Source organism: Streptomyces sp. NPDC047117 (assembly GCF_040643545.1).
In the GTDB taxonomy this organism is placed as follows: domain Bacteria; phylum Actinomycetota; class Actinomycetes; order Streptomycetales; family Streptomycetaceae; genus Streptomyces.
In genome coordinates this window covers 153,613-165,830 of the sequence record NZ_JBEYUN010000004.1, presented here as the reverse complement: position 1 = coordinate 165,830, position 12,218 = coordinate 153,613, and the positions used below count along the sequence as shown (strand labels likewise).

The 12,218-nt window shown below is 70.8% G+C and carries 10 protein-coding genes; 8 read left to right on the top strand and 2 right to left on the bottom strand.

The features are described 5' to 3' along the window. Window positions 1-152 precede the first annotated feature (152 nt). Complete coding sequence (locus ABZ840_RS09335) at window positions 153-1,565, bottom strand: cation:dicarboxylase symporter family transporter (protein WP_361555835.1); 1,413 nt, start codon at window positions 1,563-1,565, stop codon at window positions 153-155. 152 nt (window positions 1,566-1,717) lie between these two features. Between ABZ840_RS09335 and ABZ840_RS09330 the strand changes: the two genes are divergently transcribed. The 7 genes from ABZ840_RS09330 (at window position 1,718) to ABZ840_RS09300 (ending at window position 8,785) form a co-directional block, all read left to right on the top strand. Beyond that, window positions 1,718-3,334, top strand: coding sequence for a sensor histidine kinase (locus tag ABZ840_RS09330; RefSeq protein WP_361555832.1), 1,617 nt, complete (start codon window positions 1,718-1,720; stop codon window positions 3,332-3,334). Next, window positions 3,331-4,071, top strand: coding sequence for a response regulator (locus ABZ840_RS09325; protein WP_361555829.1), 741 nt, complete (start codon window positions 3,331-3,333; stop codon window positions 4,069-4,071). The genes ABZ840_RS09330 and ABZ840_RS09325 overlap by 4 nt, the downstream gene beginning before the upstream one ends. Before the next feature lie 174 nt (window positions 4,072-4,245). Continuing rightward, the gene (locus tag ABZ840_RS09320) at window positions 4,246-5,607 is read left to right on the top strand and encodes an ABC transporter substrate-binding protein (protein ID WP_361555826.1); all 1,362 of its coding nucleotides are present in this window, start codon (window positions 4,246-4,248) and stop codon (window positions 5,605-5,607) included. Continuing rightward, window positions 5,604-6,482: a sugar ABC transporter permease gene (locus ABZ840_RS09315; protein WP_361555823.1), complete on the top strand. Its 879-nt coding sequence runs from the start codon at window positions 5,604-5,606 to the stop codon at window positions 6,480-6,482. The genes ABZ840_RS09320 and ABZ840_RS09315 overlap by 4 nt, the downstream gene beginning before the upstream one ends. Before the next feature lie 12 nt (window positions 6,483-6,494). Continuing rightward, window positions 6,495-7,334 (top strand): carbohydrate ABC transporter permease, encoded by an 840-nt coding sequence (locus tag ABZ840_RS09310; RefSeq protein WP_361556554.1) that lies wholly within the window; start codon window positions 6,495-6,497, stop codon window positions 7,332-7,334. Window positions 7,335-7,409: 75 nt separating this feature from the next. Beyond that, window positions 7,410-7,883, top strand: a complete 474-nt coding sequence (locus tag ABZ840_RS09305; RefSeq protein WP_361555820.1) for an RICIN domain-containing protein — start codon at window positions 7,410-7,412, stop codon at window positions 7,881-7,883. A gap of 194 nt (window positions 7,884-8,077) precedes the next feature. Continuing rightward, window positions 8,078-8,785 carry a helix-turn-helix transcriptional regulator gene (locus ABZ840_RS09300; protein ID WP_361555817.1) on the top strand — a complete coding sequence of 236 codons (708 nt, stop codon included), beginning with the start codon at window positions 8,078-8,080 and terminating at the stop codon, window positions 8,783-8,785. Window positions 8,786-8,823: 38 nt separating this feature from the next. On the opposite strand, the gene ABZ840_RS09295 is transcribed toward ABZ840_RS09300, so the two are convergent. After that, on the bottom strand, window positions 8,824-9,849 hold the full coding sequence (locus ABZ840_RS09295; protein WP_361555814.1) for an ATP-dependent 6-phosphofructokinase: 1,026 nt from the start codon (window positions 9,847-9,849) through the stop codon (window positions 8,824-8,826). A 278-nt stretch (window positions 9,850-10,127) separates the two neighbouring features. Here ABZ840_RS09295 and pta point away from each other — a divergent pair, with 278 nt between their 5' ends. Then, window positions 10,128-12,218 carry a phosphate acetyltransferase gene (gene pta / locus ABZ840_RS09290; RefSeq protein ID WP_361555811.1) on the top strand — a complete coding sequence of 697 codons (2,091 nt, stop codon included), beginning with the start codon at window positions 10,128-10,130 and terminating at the stop codon, window positions 12,216-12,218.

Genomic DNA, 12,218 nt, shown 5'->3' with positions numbered 1-12,218 from the left:
TGCCGCTTCACAGCGTCCGGCGACAGTCCCGCCACGGGTTCGTTTCCCGCCCGCGACGCCTTGAGACGCAATCGAGAAATTCCGTACAAGATCGCGAACATCGAAGGCCCCCGCCGCGTGGTGCGGCGGGGGCCTTCGGGGCGCGGAACGCGTCAGACGGTGGCCTTGTCGCCCTCGGGGCGCGGCTGCGGGACGTCGGTGTCGTCCTCGGCGGCCGGGCCGTGGCCGTCGTCCACGAGGGTGGTCTCGTCGAACGGGCGGTTGCCCGCCAGGACCTCGCTCACCCGGGACTTGTCGATCTCCTTGGTCCAGGTGCCGATGAGGACCGTGGCGACCGCGTTGCCGGCGAAGTTGGTCAGCGCGCGGGCCTCGCTCATGAAGCGGTCGATGCCGACGATCAGGCCGACGCCGTCGACCAGGTCGGGGCGGTGCGACTGGAGGCCGCCGGCGAGGGTGGCCAGGCCGGCGCCGGTGACACCGGCCGCGCCCTTGGACGCGATGATCATGAAGACGAGGAGCGAGATCTGCTGGCCGATGGAGAGCGGGCTGCCCATCGCCTCGGCGACGAACAGCGAGGACATCGTCAGGTAGATCGCGGTGCCGTCGAGGTTGAAGGAGTAGCCGGTCGGGACGGTGATGCCGACCACCGGCTTGCTGACGCCCAGGTGCTCCATCTTCGCGATCAGCCGCGGCAGCGCCGACTCCGAGGAGGAGGTGGAGAGGATCAGCAGGAACTCGCGGCCCAGGTACTTCAGCAGCGAGAAGATGTTCACGCCGGCGATCAGCCGCAGCAGCGAGCCCAGGATGACGATCACGAAGAGCAGGCAGGTGACGTAGAAGCCCACCATGATGACGGCGAGGGACTTCAGGGCGTCCAGGCCGGTCTCGCCGACCACCGCGGCGATGGCGCCGAAGGCACCCACCGGCGCGGCCCACATGATCATGGACAGGACGCGGAAGACCAGCTTCTGGAGGTGGCCGATGCCGCGCAGGATCGGCTCGCCCGAGCGGCCCATCGCCTGGAGCCCGAAGCCCACCAGCAGCGCGACCAGCAGGGTCTGGAGCACCTCACCGGTGGTGAAGGCGGAGACCAGGGTGGTCGGGATGATGCCGAGCACGAACTCCGAGCTGGACTCGCCGCCGCCCTCGGTCTGCGCCTGGCCCGCGTGCCGGAGGGTCTCGGTCAGGTGCATGCCGGAGCCGGGCTCCAGGATGTTGCCGACGACCAGGCCGATGGCGAGGGCCACGGTGGACATCAGCATGAAGTAGCCGAGCGCCAGGCCGCCGACCGCGCCGACCTTGGCGGCCTTCCGTACGGAGCCGACGCCGAGGACGATCGTGCAGAAGATGACCGGCGAGATCATCATCTTGATGAGGTTCACGAAGCCGGTACCGAGCGGCTTCAGCTCCACGGCGACGCCCGGGGCGATGAAGCCGACCGCGATGCCGAGCACTACGGCGCCGATGACGGCGATGTAGAGGTAGTGGGTGCGGTCACGCTTCTTCGGCGCGGGCGTGGCGGGCTCGCCGGGGGTCCCGCCACCCGGCAGGGTCGTTGCGGCCACGACTGCCTCCTGTCCTCGATTGTCCGGTTCTGCGTGCGACCTGCGGCTCTTGAACGCAAAACAAAGTCCCGGCGACTATGCACCCCCCTCTTGATCACGTCACCCTTACGTACATTTCGTTCATGTAAACGTGACCGGGCAAACTTATGCACATGCGCCTTCCCCGACCCCGCAGCCTGGCCGGCCAGCTCTTCGCCGTGCAGGCCGTGCTGATCGCGGTCGTCGTCGCGGGCTGCGCCGTCTTCGCGTACCTCAACGCGAGCGAGCAGGCCGAGGAGACGGCGCGCCGCCAGACCACCGCGGTCGCGACCTCCGTGGCCAACGCTCCCGAGGTCGCGCGGGCGGTCCGCTCCGAGGACCCCACGAAGCTGCTTCAGCCGTACACCGAGCGGGTGCGCAAGGCCGCGGGCGTGGCCTTCGTCGTGGTGATGGACACCGACAAGACCCGGTATACCCATACACGGCCGTCCGCCATCGGCGAGAAGTACCTCGGCCACATCGGCCCCGCGCTGCGCGGCGAGGTCTACCACGAGACCCACCTGGGGACGCTGGGGCCGTCCGTGCGGGTGGTGGCGCCGGTACGGTCCGGCGGCAGGATCGTCGCGCTGGTCAGCTCCGGCATCACGGTCGAGACGATCAGTGACGGGCTGCGCCGCCAGATGCTCTCGCTGATCCTGGTCGCGGCCGCCGCGCTGGCCCTGGGCGGCGTCGGCACGTACGTCGTCAACGCCCGGCTGCGGCGCCATACGCACGGCATGAACGCCGCCGAGCTGAGCCGGCTGCACGACTACCACCAGGCCGCGCTGCACGCCGTACGCGAGGGGCTGCTGCTGCTCGACGGACGGCGCGCGGTCGCCCTGATCAACGACGGGGCGCGTGAGCTGCTGGGCCTGGGCGGGAACGCGGTGGGCCGGCCGGTCGCCGAGCTGGGGCTGCCCGCGCCACTCACCGAAGCACTGCTCTCCCCCGGCCCGCGCGTCGACGAGCTGCACCTGTCCGCCGACCGGGTGCTCGTCGTGAACACCTCGCCGGTCGACGGGGGCGAGCGGCGCGGCACGCTGGTCACCCTGCGCGACCATACCGAGCTGCAGGCGCTCTCCGGCGAGCTGGACTCGGTGCGCGGCTTCGCCGAGGCGCTGCGCTCGCAGGCGCACGAGGCCGCCAACCGGCTGCACACCGTCGTGTCACTGATCGAGCTGGGCCGCGCCGAGGAGGCGGTGGAGTTCGCCACCGCGGAGCTGGAGCTGGCGCAGAACCTGACCGACCGGGTGACGGGCGCGGTCGCCGAGCCGGTGCTGGCCGCGCTGCTGCTGGGCAAGGCCGCGCAGGCGAACGAGTACGGCGTGGAGCTGACGCTGACCGAGGACAGCGGGATCGACGACGGACTGCTGCCCGAGTGGCTGCCGGCGCGCGACCTGGTGACCGTCCTGGGCAACCTCGTCGACAACGCGATCGACGCCGCGTCCGGCACGCACCCGGCGGGCGAGGCGGGCCGCGTCGTGGTCACCGCCCGCGCCACGGACGGCGAGCTGCTGCTGCGGGTCGCCGACTCCGGGCCCGGCGTGGACCCGGGACACGCCGAGGAGATCTTCCGGCGCGGCTGGACGTCGAAGGAGAGCGGCTCTACGGTGCACGGCCGGGGCCTGGGACTGGCCATCGTGCGGCAGACTGTGCGCCGCCACGGCGGCACGGTCACCCTCGACCGGGCGCCCGAGGGCGGTGCGGCGTTCGCCGTCCGCCTGCCACTGCGGACGGAGCGGCGGGAATGACCCCACAGGACGGCACGGGCGGCACCCCGCCGGCCGACAGCACCGACGGCACCCCGAAGGTCCCGGAGACCCCCATCCGGGTGCTGGTCGTCGAGGACGACCCCGTCGCGGCCGACGCGCACGCGCTGTACGTCGGCCGGGTCGCCGGCTTCACCGTCTCCGGCACCGTGCACACCGCCGCCGCGGCCCGCCGCCACCTCGACCATCACCCCGTCGACCTGCTCCTGCTGGACCTGTTCCTACCCGACGGGCACGGGCTCCAGCTGGTACGGACGCTGCGCGCGGCCGGGCACACCGCGGACATCTTCGCGGTGACCTCGGCCCGCGACCTGACCGTCGTACGGGAGGGCGTGTCGCTGGGCATCGTGCAGTACGTCCTGAAGCCGTTCACCTTCTCCACGCTGCGCGACCGGCTCACCCGCTACGCCGTCTTCCGCGCGTCGGCCGGCGAGGCCGCGGGCCAGGACGAGGTGGACCGGGCCATCGGCGCGCTGCGGGCGCCGCAGCCGGCCACCCTGCCCAAGGGGCTGACCCGGGCGACGCTGCGGGCGGTGACCGACGCGCTGCGGGCGGCCCCGGAGGGGCTGTCGGCGGGCGCGGCGGCCGAGACGGTGGGCATCTCCCGGATCACGGCCCGCCGCTATCTGGAGCACCTGGCCACCACGGGCCGCGCGGCCCGCAGTCCCCAGTACGGGCACGTGGGCCGCCCCGAGCTGCGGTACACCTGGCTGCACTGAGCCTGGCCCGGATTCGGACGCATGCCCGGCCAATAACAACGTTGTCACGGAACAACGCCCGCCCGACGCACGGGCATTGACCAGCCACGGAACGCCGCCTTACGTTCACCGGGCAGCCAACGAGGGCGGCCGGCCGGAGCCGCCAGTGCCGGATGGCTCGTAGGAGGTCGTGCCGTGCCCCGCCCCAGCACTCCCCTGCTGCTCACCGCAGCCGCCCTGCTCGCCGCTTCCACCCTGACCGCCTGCGGAGGCGGCTCCGGGAGCGACCCGGACGTCGTGAAGGTCTCGTTCAAGCAGTCCACGGACAACAAGATCCGCCAGATGGACACCTACCTGGCCGGGATCAAGAAGGAGTTCGAGCAGGCGCACCCGGGCAAGAAGGTGAAGCTGGTGCCGATCAAGGCACCGGACTCCGAGTACTACACGAAGCTGCAGCAGATGCTGCGCTCCCCCAGGACGGCGCCCGACCTCGTCTACGAGGACACCTTCCTCATCAACTCCGACATCACCAGCGGCTATCTGAAGCCCCTGGACCCCTACCTGGACAAGTGGCGGGACTGGGGGCAGTTCATCGACACCGCGAAGACCGCGGCCAAGGGCGAGGACGGCAAGACGTACGGCGTGCCGGACGGCACCGACACCCGCGGTCTGTGGTTCAGCAAGGACATCTTCAAGAAGGCGGGCCTGCCCGCGGACTGGCAGCCGAAGAACTGGGACGACATCCTCGAAACCGCCCGCACCATCAAGAAGAAGGTGCCCGGCGTCATCCCGCTGAACGTCTACACCGGCAAGCCGGCGGGCGAGATGTCCGCGATGCAGGGCTTCGAGATGCTGCTCTACGGCACGGGCGAGGACCCGCTGTACGACCCGGGCAAGAAGAAGTGGGTCGTCGGCGGCGAGGGCTTCAAGGACGCCCTGAAGTTCGTGGAGACCGTCTACAAGGAGAAGCTCGGCCCGGACGTCTCCGACGCGCTCGACCCGAACATCGGCACCCGCACCCGCGGCGAGCTGCTGCCCGAGGGCAAGCTCGCCATCAACCTCGACGGCTCCTGGCTGCCGCAGGACTGGATCAAGGGCTCCGGCCACGAATGGCCGGAGTGGTCCGAGGAGTTGGGCCTGGCGCACATGCCCACCCAGGACGGCGGGGCACCCGGGAAGGTGAGCATGTCCGGCGGCTGGACCTGGGCCGTCCCGGCCAAGGCGGCCAACCCCGACCTGGCTTTTGAGTTCATCAGGACGATGCAGACCAAGCAGAACGCGCGGAAGTGGTACATCGCCAACTCCGGCATCGCGGTCCGCAAGGACGTCGCCGAGGACCCGGAGTACGTGAAGGCGCAGCCCGGCATCAAGTTCTTCACGGACCTGGTCGCGCACACCCACTACCGGCCCGCCTACCCCGCGTACCCGAAGGTCTCCACCGCGATCCAGGAGGCCATGGAAGGCGTCACGACGGGCGACACCTCGGTGGCGGAGGCGGCGAGGACCTACGACGAGGAGCTGGACTCGATCACGAACGGCGCAGTGGTCAAGAAGTGAGCGCCCTTGGTACGCGCCCGCGCCGCACCCTGGCCCGGGCGCTGCCGGTGACCCCCGGCGTCGCCCTGTTGCTGCTCTTCCTCGCGGGGCCGATCGGCTACTGCGTCTATCTCGCCTTCACCGACCTGCAGTTGACCGGCCAGGCGGAGTCGTCCTTCGTCGGCCTGGACAACTTCGCCGAGGCCTTCGGCGACAAGGGCTTCCTCAACGCCGTCTGGCTGACGCTGGTCTTCACGGTCGTCTCGTCCCTGATCGGCCAGAACACCCTGGGCCTGACGCTCGCGGCCCTGATGCAGCGCGCCTCCGGGCCGGTGCGCACGCTGACCGGCGGCATCGTGGTGACGGCCTGGGTGCTCCCGGAGGTGGTGGCGGGCTTCCTGCTCTACGCCTTCTTCCGCCGCGAGGGCACCCTGAACGCGGTGCTCGACTGGCTGCACCTGCCGGCCCAGAACTGGCTCTACACCCTGCCGATCCTGGCGGTGTCCTTCGCCAACGTCTGGCGCGGCACGGCCTTCTCGATGCTGGTCTACTCGGCGGCCCTCAACGAGATCCCCAAGGAGATCACCGAGGCCGCGCAGGTCGACGGCGCGAGCGGCCGGCGCCGGATGTGGCACATCACGCTGCCGATGATCCGCCGCTCCATCGGCACCAATCTGATGCTCAACACCCTCCAGACCCTCTCGGTCTTCGGCCTGATCTGGGTGATGACCCGCGGCGGGCCCGGCAACCGCAGCCAGACGCTCCCCCTGTACATGTACGAGCAGGCGTTCCAGAACAGCATGATCGGCTACGCGACGGCGGTGGCCCTGCTGCTGCTCCTGGTCGGCTCCCTCTTCTCCCTCGTCTACATGCGCCTGCTGCGCACGGAGGTCTGAGTGCCCCGCTCCGTGACCCGCACCCCGGCCTTCCGCCGCGCCACCCGCCGGCTGACGGCGGACGCCGCGCTGCTGGTCGTCGCGGCGGCCTTCGTCCTGCCCCTGGCCTGGGTGGCCCTCTCGTCCGTCGACGCGCGGGCCGACCTGCGGGCGAAGCTCCCCGACGAGTTCACCTTCGGCAACTTCGACGCGGTGCTCGTCCCCGACGTCACCTTCACCCCGCTCCTCAACAGCCTGATCCTGTGCGGCGGGGCGACCCTCCTGACGATCGTCTGCGCGGCCCTGGCGGCCTATCCGCTGTCCCGCCACCGCTCCCGTACGGGCAGCGCGTTCCTGGCCACGATCCTCTTCGCCACCTGCCTGCCGATCACGGCGATCATGGTTCCGGTGTACGCGCTGTTCGTGCAGGTCGAGCTGATCGACACCATGCACGGCACGATCCTGTTCTTCGCGGCGTCCCAGCTCCCCTTCGCCGTATGGCTCATGAAGAACTTCATGGACGGCGTGCCGAAGGAGCTGGAGGAGGCGGCCTGGACCGACGGGGCCTCGCCCATGCAGTCCCTGCTCCGCGTCGTCCTGCCGCTGATGGGGCCGGGCATCGCGGTCGTGACCGTCTACTCCTTCGTCATGATGTGGGGCAACTTCTTCGTCCCCTTCATGCTCCTGCTCGACCCCGCGCAGATGCCCGCCTCGGTCAGCATCAACGACTTCTTCGGCAACCGCGGGACCGTGGTCCACGGCCAGCTCGCGGCCTTCTCCCTCCTCTACTCCACACCGGTCCTGGTCCTGTACGTCCTCATCGCCCGCCGCCTCGGCGCCGGCTTCGCGCTGGGCGGGGCGGTGAAGGGGTAGCCGAAACCTCTCTGGCCGGTACGTGGCGCGCGGCCTACCGTGCGCGGTAGCCATGACGCCGCAAGGAGGTCCGCCATGTCCAGCGTTCCCTCCGCACCGTCCGCAGCGCTGCCGTCCCGCGCCCGCGTCGTCGCCGTGCACAGCGGCAAGGTCGTGTGCGTGAGCGAGGCGTCCACCGCCGACGGTGCCCACGTGATCCAGTTCTCGCGCGGCGCGCACGGCAACGACAAGTTCTCCCTGGAACCCGTCGGCGACGGCTCCCACCGGCTCGTGGCCAAGCACAGCGGCAAGGTCCTGAGCATCGCGGACGCCTCGCCGAAGGAGGGTGCGGGGCTGGTCCAGTGGCGAGCGGTCGGCACCCCGAACGAGAAGTTCCGCTTCGAGCCACGGCCCGGCGGCGTCTACCGCATCGCCGTGGAGCACAGCGGCCAGTACCTCGACATCGAGGGCGGCGCCACGGGCAACGGGGCCCGCCTCGTCCAGTGGCCGCGCGAGGAGGTGGACCACCAGCTGTTCCGGCTGGAGCCGCTCGTCGACGCCGACTGGTGACGGGCGCGAGTCCCGGCTGAGCGAGCGCTCGGTCAATCGCGATGTTTGGCTGAGAATCCTCTCGCATATCGCTCACGGTCCGTGAGAAAATCACCCACCGTTACAAGATCACTCTCTGCAATCCGTATATTGCTACGAGTTTTCGAAGCAAAGAGCAGAACTACCCGCGTAGACATATCCCGGTCATTTACGGTGTGGCGGTGCACACGCCAGACAGGGGCGAGCGCCGCCCACCCTTCGACGCCCAGGCAGCCAAGCGCATGCGCGAGGCTCTCGGCATGACGCCCGCGCACGTTGCGTACGGAATCAACGCCGCCTACGGAAAACCGATTCAGCCACGGATGATCGCCGCGTGGGAGCGGGGCGAGGGCTCGCCGACGGAGAGCGAGCTGAACGCGCTCGCCGGCGCCCTCTGGTGCGCGCCCGGTGATCTGCTCGGCACCCCCGACACGCTGCGCGAGTACCGCATCGCCCGGGGCATCGCCGCCGACGACCTCGCGCTGCGCATCGGGATGGAGATCCCGGCGTACGAGCGGATGGAGGCCACGGGCCAGTGGCAGGGCAACGACCGGCAGGCCGCGGCCCTCAGGACCGAGCTGGACCTCCCGCTGCCCGCACTGGTCCGGCTGACCGGCCGCGACCGGCAGCTGGCGGAGATGCTGCGCAGCGCGGCGACCACGCGCTGGCAGGCATACACCCGGCCGGTGTGCAAGCTGCTGGGGCTGCCGAAGCCGGCGGTGCAGAAGGCGCTGGAGTTCCTGTTCGAGGAGTACCACCGCCGGATGGCCGGGACCCTGGGCTGGGGCGGCGGCGTGGAGTCCGCCGCGGAGTCCAGCGACGCGGGCCGGGACTTCCTGGCCGACGTCCTCGCCCACTTCTGGGAACAGGTCGGCGAGGCGTGAGCCGTGCCCGGCCCGCCGGGGCCGGGCACCGGAACGGATCAGAAGACCGACTCGGCCTCGTGCATGCGGTCGGCCGGGACGGTCTTGAGGTGGGTGACCGCCTCGGCGAGCGGCACCATCGTGATGTCCGTGCCGCGCAGCGCGGTCATCCGGCCGAAGTCGCCGCGGTGCGCGGCCTCGACGGCGTGCCAGCCGAAGCGGGTGGCGAGGACGCGGTCGTACGCGGTGGGGGTGCCGCCGCGCTGGACGTGGCCGAGGATGACCGGGCGGGCCTCCTTGCCGAGCCGGTTCTCCAGCTCGACGGCGAGCTTGGTGCCGATGCCCTGGAAGCGCTCGTGACCGAACTGGTCGATCTCGCCCTTGGCGTAGTCCATCGTGCCCTCGGCGGGGTGCGCGCCCTCGGCGACACAGACGACGGCGAACTTCTTGCCCCGGGCGAAGCGCTCCTCGACCATCTTGACCAGGTCGTTCACGTCGAAGGGGCGCTCGGGCAGGCAGATGCCGTGGGCGCCGCCGGCCATGCCGGACTCCAGGGCGATCCAGCCCGCGTGGCGGCCCATGACCTCCACGACCATGACCCGCTGGTGCGACTCGGCGGTGGTCTTCAGGCGGTCGATGGCCTCGGTCGCGACGCCGACGGCCGTGTCGAAGCCGAAGGTGCGGTCGGTGGAGGAGATGTCGTTGTCGATGGTCTTCGGCACACCGACCACCGGCAGCCCCGCGTCGGCGAGCATCCGGGCCGCGGTGAGCGTGCCCTCGCCGCCGATCGGGATGAGCACGTCGATGCCGTACTCCTTCGACATGTCCTTGGCGTCCTCGCAGGCCTGGCGGAGCCGCGCGCGCTCCAGGCGGGAGGAGCCGAGGATGGTGCCGCCGCGGGCGAGGATGCCGCCGACGGCGTCGAGGTCGAGCTTGCGGTAACGGCCGTCGAGCAGACCCTTGAAGCCGTCCTCGAAGCCGATGACCTCGTCGTCGTGGCCCGTGACGGCGCGGTGCACCACAGAGCGGATCACGGCGTTGAGGCCGGGGCAGTCGCCGCCCGCGGTCAGGACTCCGATACGCATCGTGCTGAGTCTCCTGTGCTCGATGTTGGTTCTGGTGAGCCGGTGCGATTGTTTCACGGGCCGGTGACCGGTGACCTCACGCGCCTCGGGTACTCCGTCCTCGGGTACCCGGCACAGGAGCCCTCACCCACCTCTTGCACCCGCCTTCGCCCACCGGCGCCGACCATGGACACTGGAGGAAGCGGCTTATCCACTGGCGCAGGTATTGTCAAGGGGGGCAAGGCCACCATAACGGGTAATTTTTCCCGGTCAGCAACGGAAAAGGACGGAGATCGCGCGTGACGCGGAGCGTGTACGTGACCGGCATCGGCCGCGGCGACGGACGCCAGGTGATCGAGCTGGGGGTCATGGAACTGCTGACCCGCCATGTGGACCGGGTCGGCGTCTTCCGGCCGCTCGTGCACGACGACGGCCCCGACCGGCTCTTCGACCTGCTGCGGTCGCGGTACCGCCTCACCCAGCCGGCCGACACGGTCTACGGCATCGGCTACGAGGAGGCGAACGCCCTCCAGGCCGAGCGCGGCACCGACGAGCTGGTCTCCCGGCTGGTGGACCGCTTCCACGACGTGGCCAGGGAGTACGACTACGTCCTGGTGCTGGGCACGGACTACGCCGACACCAGCCTGCCGGACGAGCTGAGCCTGAACGCACGGCTGGCGAACGAGTTCGGCGCCTCGGTCCTGCCGGTCGTCGCGGGCCGCGACCAGGAGCCGGAGTCGGTGCGGGACGAGGCGCGCAACGCCTACCGCGCCTTCGAGTCCATGAGCTGCGACGTGGTCGCCGTCGTCGTGAACCGGGTCGCCCCCGACGACCGCGCCGCCGTCGTGGAACAGCTGGCCGGGCACCTGCCGGTCCCCTGCTACGCGCTCCCCGAGGACAGCTCGCTCTCCGCCCCGACCGTCTCCCAGATCGTGCACACCCTGGGCGGCGAGGTGCTGCTCGGCGACGACTCCGGGATGGCCAGGGACGCGAAGAACTTCGTCTTCGGCGGCGCCATGCTGCCGACGTTCCTCAAGGCGCTGACCGACGGCGCCCTCGTGGTGGCGCCCGGCGACCGGGCCGACCTGATCATCGGGGCGCTCGCCGCGCACAGCGCGAGCGCCCCGCCCATCGCGGGCGTCCTCCTGACGCTCGGCGAGCGCCCCGGCCCCGACATCATGGCGCTGGCCGCCCGGCTCGCCCCCGGTACGCCGGTGATATCCGTGCCGGGCGGGTCCTTCCCGACGGCCGGTGAGCTGTTCGAGATCGAGGGCAAGCTGAGCGCCGCCTCGCCGCGCAAGGCCGAGACCGCGCTGGGCCTCTTCGAGCGGCATGTGGACACCGTCGAGCTGACCAAGCGCATCGCGGTCCTGAAGTCCGACCGGGTCACGCCGATGATGTTCGAGCACGAGCTGATCGAGCGGTCCCGCTCCGGGCGCCGCCGGGTCGTGCTGCCGGAGGGCACCGAGGAGCGCGTGCTGCGCGCCGCCGACGTGCTGATCCGCCGGGACGTGTGCGACCTGACGCTGCTGGGCGAGGAGGACGCCATCCGCAAGCGGGCGGCCGACCTCTCCATCGAGCTGGGCGACGCGCAGATCATCGACCCGCAGACCGCGCCGGTGCGCGAGCGCTTCGCCGAGCGGTACGCGGAGCTGCGCGCCCACAAGGGCGTGACGTACGAGCTGGCGTACGACGTGGTCGCGGACGTCTCCTACTTCGGCACCCTGATGGTGCAGGAGGGCCTGGCCGACGGCATGGTGTCCGGCGCCGTGCACTCCACCGCCGCCACCATCCGGCCCGCCTTCGAGGTCATCAAGACCAAGCCGGACGCGCAGATCGTCTCCTCCGTCTTCTTCATGTGCCTGGCCGACCGGGTGCTGGTCTACGGCGACTGCGCGGTCAACCCGGACCCGAACGCCGAGCAACTGGCCGACATCGCCATCCAGTCCGCCGCCACCGCCGCGCAGTTCGGCGTCGAGCCGCGGATCGCGATGCTGTCGTACTCCACCGGCACCTCCGGCTCCGGCGCGGACGTGGACAAGGTCCGCAAGGCCACCGAGCTGGTCCGCGAGCGCCGCCCCGACCTGCTGGTCGAGGGCCCGATCCAGTACGACGCGGCCGTCGACGCCGACGTCGCCCGTACCAAGCTGCCGGACTCCGAGGTCGCGGGCCGGGCCACCGTGCTGGTCTTCCCGGACCTGAACACCGGCAACAACACCTACAAGGCCGTGCAGCGGTCGGCCGGCGCGGTCGCCGTCGGCCCGGTGCTGCAGGGACTGCGCAAGCCGGTCAACGACCTCTCGCGCGGCGCCCTGGTCCAGGACATCGTCAACACCGTCGCCATCACGGCCGTCCAGGCCCAGGGCGGCGCCTCCCCCACCGGCCGCTGA